This is a genomic window from Methylophaga sp. UBA3192 (assembly GCA_002363955.1).
Classification (GTDB): Bacteria; Pseudomonadota; Gammaproteobacteria; order Nitrosococcales; family Methylophagaceae; genus Methylophaga.
Genome location: DEXE01000003.1, coordinates 782,167 through 801,219, shown reverse-complemented (window position 1 = coordinate 801,219; position 19,053 = coordinate 782,167). Strand labels below are relative to the sequence as shown.

Here is a 19,053-nt window from a genome sequence, read left to right as displayed (position 1 = left end):
CACCTCGTTTATATTTGGGAATTTGTGCGTTTACTTAAAAGCAGCGCCCTGAGTTTTTCAGGGTTTTGACGCTTCCAGTGCTGATAACCTGACTGGTAATGGTGGTGCATACTGTAACGACTCCGGAAAACTGGTGGAGCGTTTTCAAAATCAGTATAAAAACCGCGATAAAAATCGACTAATGAATCACACGTACAAGGGATCAGTATCGTTTTTCCATCATCACCAGTGGCGATGACGTTGATAATCATCAGTCATCCAGCGCCGTGGGATCGTAGACCGCTTCACCTTCCTCATCGATGGAGTGATAACGGTCAGTATATTGAAAGGTTTCGGTTTCATTGTTGTAATAACCATGGCCCGATTCAGAGTCAGGTGGTTCAGGGATATCGTCTCGCCAAACCCTAACCCGCTTAATACCGTGAAAATATTCACCGAACTGTTCAAGCATCGACATTGATGGTGCCAAGGCAATTAATCCAGAAAAATCAGTTTTTTGCGAAACACTCACATTAAATATCAAATTGTTATTTAGGTGCAAAGACACCACATCGTTTGATATGTGGAATAGCATTTTTGCCTGACCAGAAAGTTCGGCGTGACCACTAGATAAAACATCAATACCTGTTACTGATGATTGACTGTATAAATCCGCAGAATCATTTATGTCACTACTGACAATCTTATCTATTGAAACATGTTCACTATCAGTGCATAGTGAAATTTTTTCACCAGCAATCGTTTTGTAAATAACATGAGTCGCTAACCCCTCGTTGTTAAGTATCGAGTGCTCGACCGGAGACGCATTTACAGTAACCGTTTTTGAAGAGTTAGTTGCTGCGCCTGCATCGACATAAAATAGAGTTTTATAAAAATTTGCCACTCGAAAGGCTAATGACTCTCCATCAAAATTACCCTCTGAAATTGAGCCGCCAAAAAATATGCCGTGCAAAACCTCCTGAATGATGGGAAAGATTTTCCACTTCCCAGGTACTTCATAAAAAAACTTAACGACATCAAGGTCGGGAACATCAACCAATAACTCAAGATATATGCCGCTACATTTTTTTATTGGTGTTTTATAGTGAATAATATCTCCGAATGCCCAATTAACAGCATAAGGGTTTCTAAGCCGTGCATTTGCCACTGCGGTTACGCTACCGAGATTAGTTGTTTCACTAAAAACCTGCCCACCGACCGTTAATCTGGCGTAAGATTCGCTTATTATTTCATGACCAGTTAACGATCCACTCGCAACTAAAAAACCATCTCCGGCGACAGTATTCCGCACGTCTTGAACTAACTTGTTTGAGATTGCCGCACCAGAACGTATTAAATAAATATTCTGTGCATTATCTTCCCAGTAAGATCCCAAATTATCAGCATCACCCCGATCAAAATTATCAACAATAAAGTCGACAGCAGGCAATTCCTGTTCTGCAGCCGGATCGAATGGCAGTGATGCTGTGGCATGTCGAACCGGCATAAAACCAAGTCGGTCACTGAGTTGCTTTATCTGGGCCTGCTGCCGGTTAAAAGCTCGACCAACCGAACGGAAATCACTCATGCCAGGGATATCGAGCAGGATTTGCAGATCCAGTTCAGCGTGGCCAGTCATCAATGTGGTGGTGCGGTTTTCAAAATCGAAGTTGATTCGACTCAGCACGGTGCCAACCGGTTCTTTGTGCCAGGACGTTGCTGCGGATGTGATCAATATGCCTGGGCGTAATGAGGCCATCAGATTGTTCGTGGTTAATGTGACTGCAGATCGGCGTTGTGAATACCATCCAGCTGCTAATGCGGCCAGGTAACGTAATTTGTCCGTGTCGTCCCGCAGCACGCCACCTGAATGCTGTTCAAACCTGCCATCTTTTACACCGGTCACCGTATTGGGTGTGGCGTACCAGAATTCCGCATCATAAATAGTCAGCACCAGCGTGCGCGTGTTGTCAGAATCCGGTGTGATATCGACCACAACGGTGGGACGGGTGTCTGTTTCGATTGAAACGGTAGCCGTCAATGTTTCATAATCGACCACAGCATCGGTTTCACTGTTATCGGTATCGGCAAAAAAATTACCTGCAGCCAATGCATGATTGATCGCGGGCTTCAAGGTAAAACCCGGTTCATCATCCAGCATACGCACTGAGGATTTTGCTGTTTTTAAGGCTTTACTTCCGGCATCAATCTGAAACCATTTATCGGCACCATCCACCTGCAACTTGACCAGCACCAGTGGCGGTATTGTTTGACCTTTGCTATCCATAAACGGCAATGATCGCAAAAACGGACGGCGGATCTGCATAACCTTATCTGCACTTTCGGCAATAATATTGGCTTTTGAATCCAGCAGTGGCAGCACAGGTGAGCGCTGGCCACCGTTGCCATTGCCTGCCCGGCTATCCCAGTCAGTTGAGAGCATAAAACGCTGAAATACGGCTTCAAATCGATCAGACTGACGCTCATCGTCTTTCGCTTCGTTGGTATCACCTTCAACATTGATATAAGCCTGTTTATCCTGCTCATTCCATGCCGGTACCAGATCCCCTTCGGAAACGGACAATGTGAAAACGGTCTGCGCCCGCGCCCCTTGCACCAGGATGCGATCATATAACTGGCTTTGTGATTGTGAGATCGTCGCTTTTTGAACGTCCAGTGAATCCATGTTGAATTCATACTGATCCGGGTTACCGGGAATCAATACGTTGGCAAAACCGATATCGCGTTCAAACACCGTAAAGATATGCACACTGACATTTTCACCGTTTGACCACAAATACCAGCCCAGGCCGCGACGGCGATCAACCAGCTTATCGATCACCTGACGAATGGTCAGTCCCTCAAACCAGTAAACCCCATACACATCAGCCAGCACATCAAACTGGCCAGACAGGCCCAGCGTAAACCCAAAATCAGAATGCACATTGATGATATAACGCAGAATATCCAGATTTGACCAGCGGGCATCATTGTTATCAAACACGTAATAACCGTCTTCAGTCGGCTCAGCACTACGATTACCTGAAATAATGCCGCCGTATTTTTCAGCCAGGTTAAATGCCGGACTGAACTGAATGATACCGGTGGCCGTTTCTGCTCCCGCCACCGCTGCCCGGTCCAGTAAATGTTCCAGACCATAAGCGGTCATCGATTGATCGCCCGAAGGATTGCCGTTCAGTGAACCCATCAGATCAAACTGGTCATCCATCAGCACACCAATGAATACCTGCTGATCATCCACGACAATACGAACATATTGATTCGCCAGGTTGGCTGGATCAAATACTGTAAATTCGTTGAGATCTTCGCGTTTGATTTCACCATAATGGTAAATAAACGACGCAGCCGAAATATCAGGTGCAATACTCAGGTTTGCTGAAATCGGCTGCAGGTAATTTTCCGTTGTCCAATCGTCAGCCCATCGGCGTTTTACTTGCACCACCAGATTTTCAGGATCAAGCACAAACGCGCCTGTATCGCCAGTGAGTTGGATGGAAGCCATAAAACCTCGGAATTATTTTTGACCGGCAATCTTGCCGAATAATGCACTGCCAATCGGTGCCACCGGACCAACTGTTGTGGTGGTTGCTGTTAAGATGTTGCTCGACGCACTGAACTGATTTGTCAGTGAATTACGCGTGCGGATAATTGCTTTCACGGTGGTGCCATTGGCATACGGTAGTGAAATATAGTCAAGTGATGCCCTGCCCGATGCTTTGCGCATCGTGACAAAAACCGGCGTGTCGATATCTGGATCGGGGTCATCACCACCGTCGACCAGATAAATGACAAACTGATCGGCTGGATACGGATCAAGGCTGTAATCATAAAACGCCTGCACTCTGACCCGTCCATTTTCGGCTGGTTTCAGCGTGGATTCCAAAACCGGCAACGGTGGTGTGCTGATATCGCCTGCAGCATCCACTTTCACCGTCCAGGAACGAACGTTTCGAGACTGCAAATCCCACGCATTACGCTGACGCAACACAAAGTGATAGTTTGCACCGGGTGACAGTTCACCAGTTTCATACGGTAACGACTCAAACACGGCCAGAGGCACGGCTGAAAAGTCGGGTTCCGAATCAACCCCCAGATACAACTCAAAACCGATCAAATCATCATTGGCAATACGAGACAACCCGCGCTGATGAAGTTGATAATCACGCAATAAGCGAGAACGGCCACGCAGTGTGATGCCGGTTTGCACAAAACCATATAACGCATAATCGCCACTGAATTGTGCCTGATAGGATGCATAGCCCACATCAAACCGACCAGACATCACCTGAGTATAATTTGCCCCACTGATACCATAGGCACCACGGGCAATTTCACCATTAACCGTTTGCAGTAACAGCGCCTTACCGGATGCTGTGCCGGTATAATTGATATACCAGCGACTGACACCGGTCAGATCAACCCAGTAGCGATTCAGCCCTAAACCATAACGGCCACGCTTCTCGGCAGAAAAATCCCGCAACAATGAAGCATGGCCACGCGCCTCAATATCGGCAAAACGAAGATAAACGATGCCGTAATGCCCGAACGCCGATCCATCAAAGGAAGCATACTGATTGAATTGCCCGGATAGCTGAACCTTATAATTAAACGACAGCTCGACATTGCCCGCGCTGTTGATGGGCCGGATATTGATCGGGGAGCGATTGAACATTCGCTATTCCGTTACAAATTGATATATTCGATCATTCTGATCCCCCTGAACATACATCAACGATCCATCTGTGTTGAAAAACAAACCTCTTGGTTCATTATCAATAGCGGAAAGGTTAAGTGTTTTTGAGGGTGTTGGATTTAATGATGAAAGATCCCAAGGATAGCTCATTGTAAACTCATAAACTTTATCTGTTGTTGAGCCTACAATATAGAGTTTCAGTCCTGAATTGCCTATGAAAATTGCACGGTTTAATGACTCAATCGCTGAAATAAAATTGGTTGACTGTACAAAACTTGCTGTTGCAATCCTCCATGGATCTGTCAAATCATATCTATGAACTTCGTCTTGTGTATAACCAGAAACGAACAAGTGGGTTCCATCTGGCGAAAAGAAAATAGAGCTCGGGTTTGATTCTTTGCTTGCAACATTAAGAGAAGCTGTTTGTGTTGTCCCCACTGAATTTATAGTCCACGGTGTTTCCAGTGCAAATTCTCTTACCTGGTCAGTGCCTGTACCGCACAGGTAAAAATGTTCCCCATCGGGACTAATAAATACACCGGTTGGAACAGACTCAGATGTCCCGATAAGGCTGCCATCCCTATGCTGGTAAACTGCAGTAGTAATATCCCAAGGTGTTGATAATGTATAATAATTAATTCTATTTAAAGCTGGAAAAACACTGTAAAAACGTGTCCCCGTACTATCTAAAAAGCAATCGCCAGGGCCTCCCACTGCATAAAAGCCATCAGCTATAGCAGCATCTATATTTCCAAACCAGTCTCCATCAATAACTGAATCGCGATGGATGGTAGCGACCAAAGCACGCAAAGCCGCCCCCATCATGCCAGCGCCCCCATGGATAAACCTGCATCATAATTAGTGCCATCAATCGTCAGCATCACCACCACATCAATGGCATCTGCTGCATCCGATAGGGCGACACCTTCCCCGCCCGCTGTGCGGAATTGAGTAAAATCGACTGTTCTGCCACCGGTTTCATCCTGGACAAAATACACGGTCAATGCTTTGCCAGCCGTGAAGTTGGTCAGTGTAAAACTGGTGACATTTTCAGTCAGGTTCACCACCTGAATACCGCCGTTTTCAAAATCCAGCGTGACGACACCAGAGGTCAAGTCAGCAGTGAAAACCGGTTCGGAAACGTTGCTGGCTTTCAGGTTTACCAATTCGTGGCCCTGCACGTCGATTTCATCACCAGTGAGTGGTTGCAGTTTATTGGCTATCAATGTGCTCATGTCAGTTCACCTAAAATAACTAAATTCGCGCCCTCAGCAACGGTAAATTCTTTGCCCTCAGCCGGGCCAACGGGCCCCACCAAAGCAGCATTGAATCCAGCTGGCACGTGCATATTCTGTTCAATGGTCTGCGGATGCATGAATGGACCATACATCGCGCCCACGGTCAGATCCTGAAACACAAACTCACCAGCCGACCAGCTTTGATCGTCCGTGTCTTCCCGTCCACGCAAACAGCCGGTCAGTGTGTACGGGCCGGTGCCCGTGCGACCGGTGTAATAAATGATCTCCATCTTGGTGGGATTGGCCAGGTTATCGACCAGCGTCAACATCGCGATCCCGCCATCTGGATCAGGCGGTGGCTTATTGACCCCCGTCGCCGCGCTCACCGATATCGATGAGGCACCCGCGCTGACATTGTTCGCCAGCGACGACAGCACATTATTGTCAAATTTAAAAATATTCATGCGGCATCAAAGCTGAATTTCAGCATATTCAACACAGACGCTTCAGCGGTTGCACCGGCCACTACACTGCGTTCAAACCACAAACCCAATTCGATATCTGCCCCCATATCCCCCACATCAATACCCCCTGCAGCGGTAATTGCAGTGCGCCATGTGAGTCCTGTTGGTGGTGTGGATTCGTCTGCGACTTCCTGAATTTCATCTGACACAGGTACTTCCGTGGCAATGCGTAAACCCGGTACAGGATAAATCACATCAGTGGATGCGCCTGCCTGGGCTGAAGTACCCAACAACGAACGCCCAGCACCGGGAACCGTCAGAGTGGTGGCGGTTCGGCTGCTGTAGTACACGATTTCACGTAACGTGCCGCCGTTGGTTTCAATGCGGGCAAAACCCGAATCCGGCCAATCATTAAAGTTGCCTGCTGCCAGGCCGATACTGCCACCGCCTGACGCACCCAACTGAGCACCGCCACTGGTTTTGGAAGCGCCCAATGTGCCAATGTAGATTTTCACATTCTTCACTTCGGTGGCCGCTTCATTTTTCAGCATGATGGCGCGATACTCTGTATCACCCGCAGCGGCTTCGGCAGAGCTCACGTTATCCATACCGATCACATTATTGAACTGATCGGTCAATGTCAGTGTGGCCGTGCCGGTCAATGCATCTGCACTGGTTCGGCTGATACGGATGAATTTTTCCGGAGCGCCTGCCGCTTCGAGGATCTTGGTTTCACCATTCAAAATGGTTACAGCCGGACCCGCACTGCCGCCCGGTGGTGTCCAGGTCAGTGTGTCACTGCCTGTCACCGTAATCGTGCCGGTACCGGTACCATTTGCACCTGCCAGAAAATCAATCGTCAGATTCGCAATCGGGCTGCTGACTGAATACGCCAGATGGGTGATTTCAGAGCTGCTGCGAAAACCACCCAAAGAGAGATTAGGATCAGCCTGAGCAGCACCCTGTGATGCCGCGCCGGTAAGATATAACCGAATGGAATCGGCGTGCGTTTTTTGATCTGGCATTTGAAAACCCTCAAATAAAAAAGCCCCTTTCGGGGCCAGTAATTAACTGATTGTGACTGTCTGCGTGTCAGCGCTATAACTGAAATTCACATCAGGCGGATCGGGATGGCGCACCATCAGCACCGAAAAGGTCAGCGGCGTACCGGCATTGCCGTTCGTGCCAATCGGCACAATGCGAAACTGATGTGTCTGAGAATCTTCAAGCCAGCGGGTTTTCCATTGATAAAACCCCTGACCCGTTTCGCTGATGCGCTTCTGTTCCTTCCATTCCCCTGAAAGATACTCATCGATGCGGTAGGCTTTGGTGTCGGGCACCGGATACCAGCCAAGCGTCAGTTTTCCGGGAAAGGCTGCTTCCGGTTTGATGTTGGGATCATCCAGCACCTCAAGCACCAGACTTTCGCCCGATGGGACATTAAACGTGCCACTGCCTGCTGTTGTCACATCAACCAGCCGACCATCCTGATATACATAAAACACAGGCGAAACCAGATCACTCGACCAACTCACCCGCCATCCGTTCGGGCCGACCCGTTCTGTTTGGGTTATGCTGACAGCCATTCGGTTTCCGTCATCTGTAACAACCACTCAACCTCGACCACATAGCCATTGGCCGCACCGGATAAACCGCCCGCCATCGCATCCACATATCGTGGCGCACGGGGCTGGCACCGCAACACCATAATGTTGTACCAATCCACACCGCGCTCATCAAAGATATCAATGATCTGACCCTGCAGATCTTTATAGGAATGCACCAGATTGTAGGCATCGGCAATATTGATAACATCACGCACTGATTTCATTTGAAAAGGCAGACCACGTCGACCGATACGGCGATAGGACACACCATCCACACCTGGTCGAGATAATTCTTCAACCTGGTGTCCGGTGCCAGGATTCATATCCCCGGTCAGTGTCACAAAGTCGAAAGTCAGGTTTTCAAAATAGAATTCAGGTGTGGCCATTATTCCACCACGGCATTATTGCGAGACATACCCGGTGCGGGTGCGGTTTTTTTGGTGGCTTCAGTGTTGTCCTTAAGGGCATCAATCAAAGGATTCAACATATCCAGCAATCTAAAACTGATGGCTTTATCAATCGCTTGATCAGTGATGCTGCCTTCAAAATCCGCGACATTACGAATATCTTCTTCATCGCCACCTAAAAATTTAGCCCCTTTACCAAGGTTCACACGGGCCATTCGGGTCAAAGGATCTTCATTTCTCTCCAACGATTCCCGCTCGATATCCTGCAAAGCCTTAAGCCGTTGATTGCCCATAACACCGAAACGTTCAACACCTGCCTCCGCAGCTGCTTGTTCTGCTATGCGTAATTGTTCGGCAGAATAAATCTCAGGTTGTGCGCGACGAACACGGATTGCACCAGCCACTTGATCATTCTCCCCAACTTCATTGCCTTTCTGAGTGGATTCATAAGCACTCATTAATTCGCCGCGGGATTGTTGCAATGTGGAGTAAGCCTGGAAGCCTTCTACGTCACCAAAAAACTTAAGTTTATCCTCACCGGACATATTCGCTGTGGCTTTTTCGATCTGATCCATACCAGCAAAAAGACCATCTTTATCCATACCTCGTCGCATTAAGGTTCTGGTTAATGCTTTTATTTCAGATGCCGCTATTTCAGCAGATCGTCGGGCTTTTGATAAAACTGCAAGTGATGAAATCGCTTCTTCATCTGTACCGCCAACTGCCGCAACACCCGGTGCAATTTGAGCAGAATTACTTAACAGTGCATTAACGTCAGTTTTGGTTACAGCAGAACCAGCAAAGCCTTTGTTCATGATAGATCGAATACTGCCAGCTTCTTCTTTACCAAAGGCTTGTTGCAGAGTAACAGCCGCTTCGGCAGATGCACTGGGATCTGCGATGGTTCCAATTAGTTCTGCAAACATCTCCCTTTGATCTGCAATACCAAAGGACTCCAGATTAAACTGAAGTTTTGCGGCGGCGGTGCGATCAATGCCTGCCGTCGCAACTGTTTTTTTGGCCTCATCAACCATTCTTTGCATTTCATTTTCATCGCCGCCTGCCAGCTGGGAAAGCGCTGCCAATCCATATTCTGAATTTCTAGTTCGACTACTCGCTTTATCTATTTCGGCATTATGAAACTGTAATGCTTTGTTAGCGACACCAATTGCAGTTCCCAATGTGAAAAAACCACCTGCATATTTAGCTAGAGCCATGGCACCTTTATCAAAACTCAGGCTTTGTTTTTTCCCTTCATCGGCTGTTCTTCGGAATTGGCCTTCAGCTTTTTTCTGAGCATCTACAACACGCAAAAATGCTTGAACCGCTTTGGCTTCATCAGCTTCCAGATTAAATTTAACGTTTGCCATATTTATGCCCAAAAAAAAGGCGCCACGATGGGCGCCTGTTAAATAGCCTGCATGTAAATGATGTCAACTTTTCACAAAAAATTAATCAATCGTTCCTATGAAAGCGAAGAAAAGAATCACTAATACCGTAACAAACAAACCCAACATTATTGAGCAAATCAAATCCCTGGTTGGATGATATGACGTTGGGTTAAAGTTGGGTTTTAAAAGAACTCGTCCACTATTCAATTTCTGCCCACATTTTTTACATGTCACATCTGCCCAGTTTGATCTATCTCCGCAGGCTCGACAATCATATAAGTCGTTCGCATCATGAACGGTCATTAATATGCGAATGAATTTATTTGCATCCGCTTTTGTTATACCCTTCCAAACATATCCGCTAAGTGAACTTATTTGATCAATCTGTTTTTGAGATGCAGGTTCTCGGTGCCAGGATTGTGGTGTGGCACCATCATTAAACGCTTTTTCGATTAACCTGGCCGCATCAATCTTTGTCAGGCCAACCTGTTTTTTTAAGCCTAACTCCATCATCAATAGTTTTTGAGGCAGAGTTGCCAGTTTGTCTTTATCCATAAAAACACCTTTATGACATCCAGAAAATATCAGCAAAGGATGGATAATAATCTTTAATCAGTCCAGATCGCCATCTTTCATAGTCTCGGTATCTTCTTGACTTTTTTTTTGATTGCGAACTGCTTCTCTGATTGTTGGCATATCAATCAGGTGCCCTATAACTGTTTGAACGTTGTTCGTGTTCAGCAATTTCAATAGAGATATTTCAGGCCCGCTTAACCGATAATTTTGTTGCAAAGCTATTACAGCAATATTCCAGCATTCCTGCAGCGTTAGATCTTCACCATCGTCAAGCCATGCTGAATAAACACGTTCCCCTTGTTTGCTCAACTTTGAAAACGCTGGCATCGACTCAGTGACCAATTCACCATCCGGGCCGAGTATCAATGATTGTGGTAATGCCGAACCGGTGCCAAACACTCTGGCAATCGGGATCAGCCAGTCATTTCCATCATCCAACTGGGCGATGTGACCGTCGATCACTTCGGTTTTGCGAAGATCTGCCGGGAATGGCGGTAAGGCTTGAACATAGCCGATCCAGTATTTACCTTTGTTGAATGCTTGCCAGTGTTGTGTTTTGGGATAGTGGCCGATTTTAGGTAGTTTGCCACCGTCGGCTTTTGGTTCCACGCCGAAGATGATTCCGGCACCGCCATCAGGACCCCGTTCTGTTTCGCAGAAACTGACAGAACTCAGGTCATCCAGTGCGGCGATCCCCGCTGCCTGAACGGATTCACGGGTCACATCACGCCGACCAGGTAAGTAATAGAGAAACGCCGCCATCAGGCAATCGCACTGGCTGTGTTGACCGCGATCACGGCATTGGTGCCATCATAAACCGGATGCACTTCTACCTCTGCGCCAATGATTTCACCCGAATCACCTGAGAGTTCCTTGACCAGAATCGTGCCTTTATAGCTGGTCAGTTTGATATGTTCCTCAGTCGCATCCGCCACGCGAGTGCCGCCATTAGCGGCTTTACGCAGATAATATTCACAATTATCGTTTGTGTGGCCAACACCATTGGCACCAACCAGCGTCATGGCTTTTTCTACATCGAGCGTGGTGAATTTAATAATGGGCACCCGGTTGGCAATGTTCACAAAGGTGTCATAAGGCAGGCCATCACCGCCACGCCGGTTCAGGTTGACCCCGAAATCCACATTGAAGGATTGCACGCCCTCAAACTGGGTACCGTTGATGTTCACCGGACCACTGAAAAACATTTGATCAACGGTCAGTGTGTCTGCTGGCAATGCCTGTGAAGCGGTATAGGAAATCGGTGCATTGGTGCCGTCATAAACGCCCACCGCCATGAACTCCATTCGGGCCATTTCTTCGCTACCGGCTGACAGTGACATCGGCACCAGAATGCCGTTGGCCAGTGTCGCTTTCATGTGCGTCGAACCGGTTTTGCGGGTGCCGCCCGGTTGATGCTGCTGCAGGTAAAATTCCGCGCCTGGATTGGTTTCATCCGAATCAATTACAAAACCACTGATCCCGCCTTTTGAAAGTGCGGTGGCCACCTTGCTGGTGCTGAATCGAATGTCGGAGTTCAGTTTGCCCACCGCTGAAAACGTTGGGTCAGCGGCACCATCCGACATCATCTTGATAATGCTCTGATTAAAGTTGTGTGATTGATTCAGGATCTGATCAAGAAACACATCATTCGTGGTGCCCTTTGTGTTGATCTTAATCGCGTAGATTGAAAATGCGTTAAATGCCATGGCTTTATACCTTTACAGTGCGTGATCGCTTGTCAGAGTTAATACTGAGAACCAGGTTGCGGTTTAGATAGGCCGCGAGTTGTTGCGCTTCATCCTTGGTGATAGCAGTAATTTCAGCAGCCTTATCGGGCGCGCCGGGTTTGTACTGATACATATATCGTGGTGCATCCATGCTCACGGTAGCGCGCTTGCTGGTGCCGGTGATCCGCGCCTTGCGCAATACCATCCGTTTCAACTGTCCAGTCAGTTCCAGAGGGCGACGATGGCCATAACGTTTTTCTTTCATTTTGTTATAACGCGGTTTACGTTCCTGGTAGCCATATCGCTGCCGGGCACCTCGTGCAAAATGTCTGGGCAGAATATTGCTGTGCCACTCATCAACCGTAGCTTGTAGCTGAGTTTTGACGGCCCGCCGCAACTCCTGAGGTTTCAATCCTTCCATCCCGGTGTAAGTGATCGTGCCACGTATCGCCATCAGATCCGTCCGCAATTTGAACAGTGCTGGTCTAAGCCGAGTTTGTCGCGCATATATCCGACCAGGCTGGCTGCTCGTGAAAAAATGGTGCTGTGGCCAGAAACCCCAAACAGGCTTTTTGTTTCATGGTTATGAACGCGCCGATCTGTGCCCATATAACCCACGCGGCCCATATCACCCCAGATATGAAAGGGTAAAAATCGCGAAGATGCCACAGCGGTATCGTCGAGGTTGTGAAACACATCAACCCGCTGCAGCTGCAACGGAAAGTTGTAATCCCGATCAAGCGCCGGATTAATCAAAATCAATCGGTCAAATGGTGCGCCCTTTTCACAGGCCGCCACCAACTTTGCACAGCCGTTGCTGTGACCGATGCCAATGGAGTGTTTTGGTGTCATACCTGCCAGCAAGTTGATCAGGTTTTTACTAAACAACCGAACACCCAGCAGGCCGATCCATCCGTAATCCGCCTCAATGATCTGGTGGCCATCAAGGTAAGGTTTCAGCCGATCAATGGTGCTCGCCCCGCCATCCCTGACATTAAAGCCATGCACCAGCACGATAGTGGATGGTCGCATCTTCATATTCCGCTCCACACAACCATAAATTCAGCCTGGTAATAGTCTTCGTCCATTTCAGCTTCTTCTGAATTGGTGCGTATTGGCAGCGAAGGCATTTCCATTTGAATCACGTTCAGGTAATTATCGGTACCGGCTATGGCGATAATTTCATCAATCACCGCACCGAGTGGGTTCATGAATCCGAAAACAGCATCGGATTCACTTGCCTGGTCTGCTTCAGCCACATCAGCTTCAAAAGCCATGTACAGTTCGCCCGTGGCTTGATACTGAAACTGCGCTATTTTTTCGCGTTTCCATTTATCTGAAAAACCAATCAGGGCAAAGGGCCGCTGCAGGTCTGACTGTGGCAGGTTGACCAGGTAAATATGTTCTTTGGCTTCATCCGCATCCGCACTGTCTGTCCACTGCTGAAAAGCGTCTGTTGCTGCCAGCAGATCTTGCATGTGGCTGAGTGGTAAACTCAAACCATTGGCTGGTATTTGCGGCATGATTAGCGCCTTGTTTTCTTGATAAGTTCGCGACGTTCAACAGTAATGGTGTGACACGATATCGTGTCCGATTGAAACCGGGTCAATGCCCACACTTCACTGTTAATAGTCACCACATCAACAACATCCGGTTTTACAATGCCTTTCACCGGATCGCTGCTGATTAATAATTGCATTTGACGAATACGCCAAACACCATCTGACTCGTCGACCTCATCATCCATGCTCGACAAAGGCATGTATGGAATCGTGGTGGATGTGCCATTCAGAGGCTGATAAACAAGCTGTGAGGCGAAATCTGCTTCATCCAGAAAATTCACATGGATATCATCACGAATATCATCCAGTAAGCCCATGTTTATTCCTCAAAAAAAAGGCCGGGATGTCCCGGCCTTTTGGTTGCTACATTTTTCTGACTTTTTACCTATTCGTCTTCACTTTCAAAAACGGCTGAATAGGCTTCATCATAGATTTCATCGGTAATAGTTTTGCCGATGTTTTCTGTGATGATGTCGCGGTTTGGTTTTTCATCAACCCACAACGTTTCATCTTCTTCATCCAGATCCTGCATCGCCTGAACAACTTCTTCGAGCGTGGCATTTTCTGAATCACCAGATGTTTGCTGTTCCAAAAATGCTACAGCTTCATCACGCATCGCGGCTGTAATTTTGGTTTTTAAATATTTACCAAGATCAGCCACTTTAGTTTCACCATTGAGTGCCGTAATTGCGTTGGCAACTTGTTGAACAGTGACTTCGCCATCTTCGCTTTCATCGAGCAAAAAAGCCGGGAGAATCCCTTTCGGAATTTTGCCGACGATCTCGATTTCTTCACCTGCCTTGAACTGCAGTTCTTCTTTCAGTTTATAGGTACCGGCTTTTGATGAACCAAGAAGATGGGAGCGGACTTTCGCCTGCTCCCCGGTCAACTTGACTGATAAACCGGCAGGAATAGTAATTGCCTGTCCGAGTGTTTGTTTCATCAAATCACCTATCAGCTGAATGTGGTTAACAACGCATGCTGCCAGTAGCCATACGCGACGTTTCGCATGGCTTTAATGCCATAGTGATGCACGTCTTCGTTGAACTCCAATTCAGAGCCCTCAGCAATCGCTGACACCATCAGATCTTCTTCTTCCTGACGAATCAGCGGAGCACCGCCGCCATCGGTACGGAACATGGCAAATTTGTCTGTCCATGCACTTAACCGAGGATTAACCGCCAACTCGAAATTGAATCCGCCAATGTTAGTTAATGTGTTAGTGCGAGAACCACTACCATCAACAATCACCGGGTTTTTCAATGCCGCTGCAGCCGATGCCATCATCGATACAGGAACCATGATCAGGAACTGTGTGGCTTCCTCATTCATCGGCTCACCCTGATCATCTTTCTGTCCGATGATTTTTTCCACGCCTTTCAGCACAGCCGTTTCAAACTCAGCTGCTGTCGGTGCAGTGGCAGATGATGCTGAAGCACCCACACTGTTGGATTGTTGTCCGGAATCACCTTCTGCATGATCCGTGTCAAAATAATACTGTCCGTCATAGCAAACCGATGCAGCACCATTCAAAATTAATGGAGATAACAATCCGGCCCAGTGTGCATTTGCACGGCGTGCCATTTCATTGATCCGCATCTGAATTTGACCGGTTTTATCACGACGCATCCAGTCCACAGGAATTTCCAGAGTGGCTTCAAACTTTTTGTTTTTCACCACAATGCCATTTTCACGCAAGCCCTTGGCCTGACGACCACCGACCCATTCACGCATCGCAGGAGCCTGGCCCAACCAAGCGTATTCTTCTGACTCTTGGTCTGAGTCAAACTTTTGAGAAATGGGATCAACCCAGGAAGCACCCAAGTTTTGCTCAAGTGCCAAATAAAAATCGCCGATAATAGATCGGCTAGTAATTAACTTTTCCACGATTATGCCTCCATCGCATCAAATTCAACGATAGCCACGCCGGTGGATACCCAGCGTGACACCTTGCCGATCAGGCTGTTGCTTTCCGATGTCAACGTAAACGTGTTGTCATCACTTGCATAAACAGCAGGACGATCATTGGCCGTAATGGCCAGGGCCGAAATTGCCAAACGCACATTGCCTTTTTTGCGGACAATGACGCGGATATCTCCAGCACTACCGCCAGAGTTATCTGCATTGCGTGTTGCAAAGCCCAGAAACTTATCGCCTGCAGCCAATGGCCGTGCATAACCACTGCCATTTTCACCGACTGCAGCACCCTCATAGATGATGTCCGATGCAATGACCGGATATTCTTCCATGTCACCCAGCTGATAATCGCGAGGTGTGTCTTTTGCTAATGTCGCCATTATTGTTTACTCCCCAAAACACGAACCTTGCCTTTTGACTTCGCTTTTGAAAAAGCAACAAAGGCATTAAAAGAACTGAATTCCTTGCGAAGATCTGCATTGGAATCCCACTTAGCCTTGCAATCGGCTTCAATGTCACCGGTATCAGCTGAAGCCTGTTGTTCTTCAGCAACCGCTGGAGCCGGTTCAGGACGCTTCGTGACAACTGTTTGATAAGCCGACTCACGTGATGTGCGTTCAGCCTGCAGCACCTTGACCGCAGCCTGTTCGCCCGTGGTTTCACCGTCGAACTTCAGCGTATTGATCAGCGCTTCATGGCCTGAAATTGACTGAGCCTCGACCGACTGAATACGCTCACGTTCGGTATTAGCGCCTTCCGCACGGGCTTCAGCTTTGATGGCTTCCATATCGAAGCCTTCAATCTTGCCTGAAGTAAACCCTTCTTTTGCGGCATTGAATCCTTCGTCGTGGATAGATTGATAAATATCGGGATGCTCTGCTTTCAACACCGCGACGGTTAGTTCCGGTTTATCAGCCGGAGAAGTACTTTTGCTCGTAGTCATACGACCTCCGTTTATATTACGATTACCGGTCAACCCGGCGATTACTGACTCTAATGATCCGAGTCTGTCGGCAAAGCCTGCTTTCACCGCCTGCTCACCAATCAATATACGGCCACGATGGGCCGCCACTTCTTCCACTGTCATGCCTCGGTTTCGAGCGACATTGGAGAGAAATACATCTTCCAGCGCATCCACTTCGGCCTGAATCACTGCCAGCCCTTCGGGGGTGGCGGCGTTGGGCCGTTTGTCTGGTGCGCGAGAACTTACAATTTCAATATTTCCGGTATTTGGATTCAGTCTGCGACCGGTGACCACACCAATGTTTCCTACCTGGGCAGTCGCATCTATAATGATTTCATCTGCTGAAGATGCCCACCAAAAGTGAGCACTGGCCGCCATACCACCGACATACGCGATAACGCGCTTTTCAGATTCCCGCATCATTTCGCCAAACTCATGAATACCTACAGCGTTGCCGCCTGGTGCCGTTTCAAAGTGCATCACGATGCTGTGAATAGCTGGGTTTTTCTGAGCCGCATTAAAATCCAGCGCCACCTGACTGACGCTATGTGCGCCAGAGATTTCAGTGAACATATTGGCTTTCGGGAATACCGGACCATCCATCGGAATGATGGCCACGCCATCACGCTCGGTGGCCATGCGGGTATTGTTTAATGGTCGCCCCAGTTGTGCTGCAATGGCCTGTGGATCAGTGTTGCGTTCGGCAATGGCCATGATGGTGTCCATCATGCTGTCGGTTATCGCCCAGGGTGACCCGTTGGCAATAAAATCAATTGCTGTTTTCATCATCTTCTCCGGGCAATAAAAAACCGGCATCTGAGCCGGCTTCTTGGTGTAGTCCATCTTTGATTCGCAATCGTCGTTCGCGAACCTGCTGAGTATGATTCCGCTCCCAGTCACCGCCTGTGACTTCCATGGTGATCTCATCCAACGGCTTCACGCCCATGCGTTCGTAAATCTCAGCCGCCTTGCTTTCTTTAAGTTCATCAATATGGCCGCGTGGCGGGCCATGCCAGCGCGACTGCAAATAGGCTTGCCGGATAAACGGATCGGTAAAATACCCCGGAGCAGCGAAACGACCCAGTGCCACACCTTCATCAACAAATGATTCGAAGATCGGCTGACAGAACCGTGACACCATCCATTTGCGCTCTTTGGTAAAGTAACGCCAGGCTTCAAGTATTGCGGCCCGTGAAGCGGAATAGCTGGATGAAAAGTGTTTGATCAGAATTTCATAAGGCAACTCAATGGCAATACCAATTTCACGCACCACGGCCACCCAGAAATTCTCAAACCCAGCGTTTGGTCGACCCGGTGAAGCAGTTTCGATGGATTCATTCACATCCAGACTCAGGATGCTGCCGGTACCCATTTTTAAATCAACGTCATTGGCGGTTTGTGCTACAGCATCATCACCTTCGGTTTTAATGAAAACGGTGAACAATCCAGCCAGCACCGCTGCCTGCAATTCGGCTTCGGTGTAATTACTCAGTTGCTTGAGGGTTTCAATCACCGGTGCCAGATCTGGCACGCCACGTGATTGTCCAGGACGAAGTCGTTTGAATAAATGCAAAACGTGTGGATTGCCGTTTTCATCAAACGCATCGTATTCAATCCATTGCGCTGATGCGCCACGGGATGAGCCTGGGTGACTTTTTAAAACCTGATATTGAATGGTTCGGCCATTGGCATCTTTGACCACGCCGTTTCGCAAGGTTTCGGTGTTTTGCTTATGATCCTTGTTACATAACCGGTCTGACTCAATCAGCTGCACGGCCAGTTGATACGGCAGGTTTTTGCGTTCGCGATTGGTGAGTAATCCCAACACATCACCTTTTTCAAGATGAGAACGATATGCAGTACCGGTAAGCTCGGCTAAGGTTTCACCGTCATAGCCGATGTCCTTACATAGCGCCTGAAATTCAAACTCAACTCGCGATTCCCATGCTTCAGCCTGATCCTCAGAAATATTCAGATACTCGCGATTAATGGAGCATTTATGCCATAAGCCATACCCGATCACCGAGGTGACCTTAGTCGAGATCGCGCCTGCAGCTATCGGATTGTTGCGGATCAAATCACTGGAACGATCCTGCAGTGTGGGCAAGTCATAGCCCAACGCGGTATCAGCATCCAGCTGCCTGGCACGCCATGCACGCATCGAGTTTTTGCGGCGGCTGGCTCCTTCATACCCTCCAGCCAAAGCGGAATTGATCCGTTCCTCCGCTAACTCACGTGCCACGTTGGCTGGTAACAGGAAATTACCAAATTGTGTGGGTACAGGTTTAGCCACCGAAATAACCTCGCGAAATACTGATGCCGCCACGTGATAACCGGCTGACTTTCTTTTGCCAATAGTCGATGTTTTTACGGATTTCAACGGCATTGGCACGGGTCAGCTGACGGCCATCAACCATGTAATATTGTGAGCGTGAAACCTTGTCATCTGCCTCCATCCATAAAGCCAGTTTTGCTTCGGCTTGTTCAAGTGTTATTCCGGGCATGGT

General features: G+C 48.1%; 23 protein-coding genes. All 23 read right to left on the bottom strand.

The window, feature by feature from the left end; translation table 11 throughout:
* Positions 1-8 precede the first annotated feature (8 nt).
* On the bottom strand, positions 9-251 hold the full coding sequence (locus tag B2337_RS05575; RefSeq protein ID WP_292414190.1) for a hypothetical protein: 243 nt from the start codon (positions 249-251) through the stop codon (positions 9-11).
* The gene (locus B2337_RS05570; protein WP_292414191.1) at positions 251-3,502 is read right to left on the bottom strand and encodes a hypothetical protein; all 3,252 of its coding nucleotides are present in this window, start codon (positions 3,500-3,502) and stop codon (positions 251-253) included. The genes B2337_RS05575 and B2337_RS05570 overlap by 1 nt, the downstream gene beginning before the upstream one ends.
* Before the next feature lie 12 nt (positions 3,503-3,514).
* The gene (locus B2337_RS05565; RefSeq protein ID WP_292414192.1) at positions 3,515-4,672 is read right to left on the bottom strand and encodes a hypothetical protein; all 1,158 of its coding nucleotides are present in this window, start codon (positions 4,670-4,672) and stop codon (positions 3,515-3,517) included.
* Positions 4,673-4,675: 3 nt separating this feature from the next.
* Positions 4,676-5,518: a YncE family protein gene (locus B2337_RS05560; RefSeq protein WP_292414193.1), complete on the bottom strand. Its 843-nt coding sequence runs from the start codon at positions 5,516-5,518 to the stop codon at positions 4,676-4,678.
* Positions 5,515-5,928 carry a hypothetical protein gene (locus B2337_RS05555; RefSeq protein WP_292414194.1) on the bottom strand — a complete coding sequence of 138 codons (414 nt, stop codon included), beginning with the start codon at positions 5,926-5,928 and terminating at the stop codon, positions 5,515-5,517. The genes B2337_RS05560 and B2337_RS05555 overlap by 4 nt, the downstream gene beginning before the upstream one ends.
* Positions 5,925-6,395 carry a hypothetical protein gene (locus B2337_RS05550; RefSeq protein WP_292414195.1) on the bottom strand — a complete coding sequence of 157 codons (471 nt, stop codon included), beginning with the start codon at positions 6,393-6,395 and terminating at the stop codon, positions 5,925-5,927. The genes B2337_RS05555 and B2337_RS05550 overlap by 4 nt, the downstream gene beginning before the upstream one ends.
* Positions 6,392-7,420 (bottom strand): hypothetical protein, encoded by a 1,029-nt coding sequence (locus B2337_RS05545; protein ID WP_292414196.1) that lies wholly within the window; start codon positions 7,418-7,420, stop codon positions 6,392-6,394. Before B2337_RS05545 ends, B2337_RS05550 begins: the two co-directional genes overlap by 4 nt.
* Positions 7,421-7,462: 42 nt before the next feature.
* A complete protein-coding gene (locus B2337_RS05540) occupies positions 7,463-7,981 on the bottom strand; it encodes a hypothetical protein (RefSeq protein ID WP_292414197.1) in 519 nt (172 codons plus the stop codon).
* Positions 7,966-8,388: a hypothetical protein gene (locus B2337_RS05535; RefSeq protein ID WP_292414198.1), complete on the bottom strand. Its 423-nt coding sequence runs from the start codon at positions 8,386-8,388 to the stop codon at positions 7,966-7,968. The genes B2337_RS05540 and B2337_RS05535 overlap by 16 nt, the downstream gene beginning before the upstream one ends.
* Positions 8,388-9,779, bottom strand: coding sequence for a hypothetical protein (locus tag B2337_RS05530; protein ID WP_292414199.1), 1,392 nt, complete (start codon positions 9,777-9,779; stop codon positions 8,388-8,390). Before B2337_RS05530 ends, B2337_RS05535 begins: the two co-directional genes overlap by 1 nt.
* Positions 9,780-9,860: 81 nt before the next feature.
* Entirely contained in the window at positions 9,861-10,355 is a 495-nt protein-coding gene (locus tag B2337_RS05525) for a hypothetical protein (protein ID WP_292414200.1), read from the bottom strand.
* 57 nt (positions 10,356-10,412) lie between these two features.
* Positions 10,413-11,138, bottom strand: coding sequence for a hypothetical protein (locus tag B2337_RS05520; protein ID WP_292414201.1), 726 nt, complete (start codon positions 11,136-11,138; stop codon positions 10,413-10,415).
* Positions 11,138-12,082, bottom strand: a complete 945-nt coding sequence (locus tag B2337_RS05515; RefSeq protein ID WP_292414202.1) for a hypothetical protein — start codon at positions 12,080-12,082, stop codon at positions 11,138-11,140. Before B2337_RS05515 ends, B2337_RS05520 begins: the two co-directional genes overlap by 1 nt.
* Positions 12,083-12,086: 4 nt before the next feature.
* Complete coding sequence (locus B2337_RS05510; protein ID WP_292414203.1) at positions 12,087-12,557, bottom strand: hypothetical protein; 471 nt, start codon at positions 12,555-12,557, stop codon at positions 12,087-12,089.
* The gene (locus B2337_RS05505; protein WP_292414204.1) at positions 12,557-13,141 is read right to left on the bottom strand and encodes a hypothetical protein; all 585 of its coding nucleotides are present in this window, start codon (positions 13,139-13,141) and stop codon (positions 12,557-12,559) included. The genes B2337_RS05510 and B2337_RS05505 overlap by 1 nt, the downstream gene beginning before the upstream one ends.
* The gene (locus B2337_RS05500; protein ID WP_292414205.1) at positions 13,138-13,626 is read right to left on the bottom strand and encodes a hypothetical protein; all 489 of its coding nucleotides are present in this window, start codon (positions 13,624-13,626) and stop codon (positions 13,138-13,140) included. The genes B2337_RS05505 and B2337_RS05500 overlap by 4 nt, the downstream gene beginning before the upstream one ends.
* Positions 13,627-13,628: 2 nt before the next feature.
* A complete protein-coding gene (locus B2337_RS05495) occupies positions 13,629-13,982 on the bottom strand; it encodes a hypothetical protein (protein WP_292414206.1) in 354 nt (117 codons plus the stop codon).
* Between the two features lie 68 nt (positions 13,983-14,050).
* Positions 14,051-14,608 (bottom strand): hypothetical protein, encoded by a 558-nt coding sequence (locus B2337_RS05490; protein ID WP_292414207.1) that lies wholly within the window; start codon positions 14,606-14,608, stop codon positions 14,051-14,053.
* A gap of 11 nt (positions 14,609-14,619) precedes the next feature.
* Positions 14,620-15,552 (bottom strand): Mu-like prophage major head subunit gpT family protein, encoded by a 933-nt coding sequence (locus B2337_RS05485; RefSeq protein ID WP_292414208.1) that lies wholly within the window; start codon positions 15,550-15,552, stop codon positions 14,620-14,622.
* Positions 15,553-15,554: 2 nt separating this feature from the next.
* Positions 15,555-15,962 (bottom strand): hypothetical protein, encoded by a 408-nt coding sequence (locus B2337_RS05480; protein ID WP_292414209.1) that lies wholly within the window; start codon positions 15,960-15,962, stop codon positions 15,555-15,557.
* Positions 15,962-17,335, bottom strand: coding sequence for a S49 family peptidase (locus B2337_RS05475; RefSeq protein WP_292414210.1), 1,374 nt, complete (start codon positions 17,333-17,335; stop codon positions 15,962-15,964). Before B2337_RS05475 ends, B2337_RS05480 begins: the two co-directional genes overlap by 1 nt.
* A complete protein-coding gene (locus B2337_RS05470) occupies positions 17,316-18,839 on the bottom strand; it encodes a phage portal protein (RefSeq protein ID WP_292414211.1) in 1,524 nt (507 codons plus the stop codon). The genes B2337_RS05475 and B2337_RS05470 overlap by 20 nt, the downstream gene beginning before the upstream one ends.
* Complete coding sequence (locus tag B2337_RS05465) at positions 18,832-19,050, bottom strand: DUF6148 family protein (protein ID WP_292414212.1); 219 nt, start codon at positions 19,048-19,050, stop codon at positions 18,832-18,834. The genes B2337_RS05470 and B2337_RS05465 overlap by 8 nt, the downstream gene beginning before the upstream one ends.
* Positions 19,051-19,053 lie beyond the last annotated feature (3 nt).